At 46.9% G+C, this 1,501-nt stretch carries 1 protein-coding gene; it reads right to left on the reverse strand.

The genetic code is table 11. The features are described from left to right. Positions 1–297: 297 nt before the first annotated feature. Positions 298–1,501, reverse strand: a 1,204-nt coding sequence (locus CRP01_RS41630) for an IS110 family RNA-guided transposase (RefSeq protein WP_222845959.1), incomplete at its 5' end; no start/stop codon positions are given.

Below are 1,501 nucleotides of genomic sequence, written 5' to 3' on the forward strand. Positions count from 1 at the left end.
TCTTCTATATTGCAAACCAAGGAAACCGACCAAAATTTCGTTAAAAGCGATAAATATCCTTTGCGTCAAGCTCAACGAGCTTTCCGTTAAGATGATTCCAACTGATTAGCGATACAGACAATCTTCTATAAGCAGTCGTCCATCCAGACGCTGCAAAGTACGATCAGTGATGAAGAGGAAGGGCCCCATACTCCAAAAGAGCGATCGCCAGGCGCCGCAAGACTGGGATTGGGGATGCCCTTCCAATTGACTTTTAGTCTCTTTCGCTAAATTAATTCATTTATTTTCACTGCTGGCTTATCGGGTCTCGGAGCTGGCTTCACTTGGAAGTCGGCCAGCACTGAGATCCGAGTAGGGAGACCGATAAGCTTCCTGTTTGAGCCACATGCTTCGAATGCGGCCCAACAACAGATTGGCCACTTTGACAATAGCTTTATGGTCATGGCTACACTGCTTACGCCATTGAGCATAGCGCATGGCGATTTCCGCATCTGAATCCATCACCCGTCGGGCCACCTGGATCAATGCCCAGCGCAAGATGCGATTACCTCGCTTGGTCATCGATCCGACACGCACCTGCTCTCCACTGCTAGTTTCTCCTGGGGTCAAGCCAATATAGCTACGTAGTTTATTAATGGAACTAAAACGCCTCATATCAATGATCTCCGTGACTAGGGTGGCCGACAGTATTTTTCCAACCCCTTTCAGCGTCTGGAGTAATTCATAGGGACATTGCAGAGGCGATTCCAAAAGCATCTGATCAATGTCCTGCCACATCTTTTGCTTGCATCCTAATAGCTGTTCTAATTGATCCAACCACAGATGTATAGCCAGATGACCTCCTGTCTGAGCTTGTTGTCGGATCTGCTCTCGGCTCGCCTGGGACCAACTTTCCCAGCCTCTGGCCGTACGAGGCATATTTAAGCCCAGGTAGTACAGATTCTGCTTAATGCGATGTTGTAAGCGACTTATGTCTGAATTTAAGCGCAAGGCGCCTCGAACATTTTGGCGCAGTTGTTCCGCCCAGGGGGCAATCTGATAATTGTAGTTCGAATAGGGATTCATTAATGCATAGGCTATCTTTTTGCTGTCTCGCTTATCGGTCTTGTACACCCGATCCTTGTTCGTACTGGGAATATCGGCCGGATTTAACACATGACATTCATAACCGGCCTCGCGTAAATGACGACTTAAACTCAGTCCGCTGAAGCCGGCTTCATAGCCGAATATTAGTTCCGCTCCTTTATACCTGTTGCGAGCCCATTTCAATAAAGCTCCAGCATGACCATCTATACGTACCGACTTGCCCAATACCTGACCTTCATGCAGCGAACTCACCTGATAGCTCTTGCGATGTACATCTACTCCTAGGTAGATCGTTTTTCCTTTGAAGATTTCTTCTGATCTTTGTTCTGATTTCATGGCTTCGGATTTTTGTGTAAGAGTTCTTTCTTTTCTCTTAACGTTTGATCCGAAGCCTTTTGCAATTATCGGTACTCCC

Source organism: Flavilitoribacter nigricans DSM 23189 = NBRC 102662 (assembly GCF_002646595.1).
Lineage (GTDB): Bacteria > Bacteroidota > Bacteroidia > Chitinophagales > Saprospiraceae > Flavilitoribacter > Flavilitoribacter nigricans.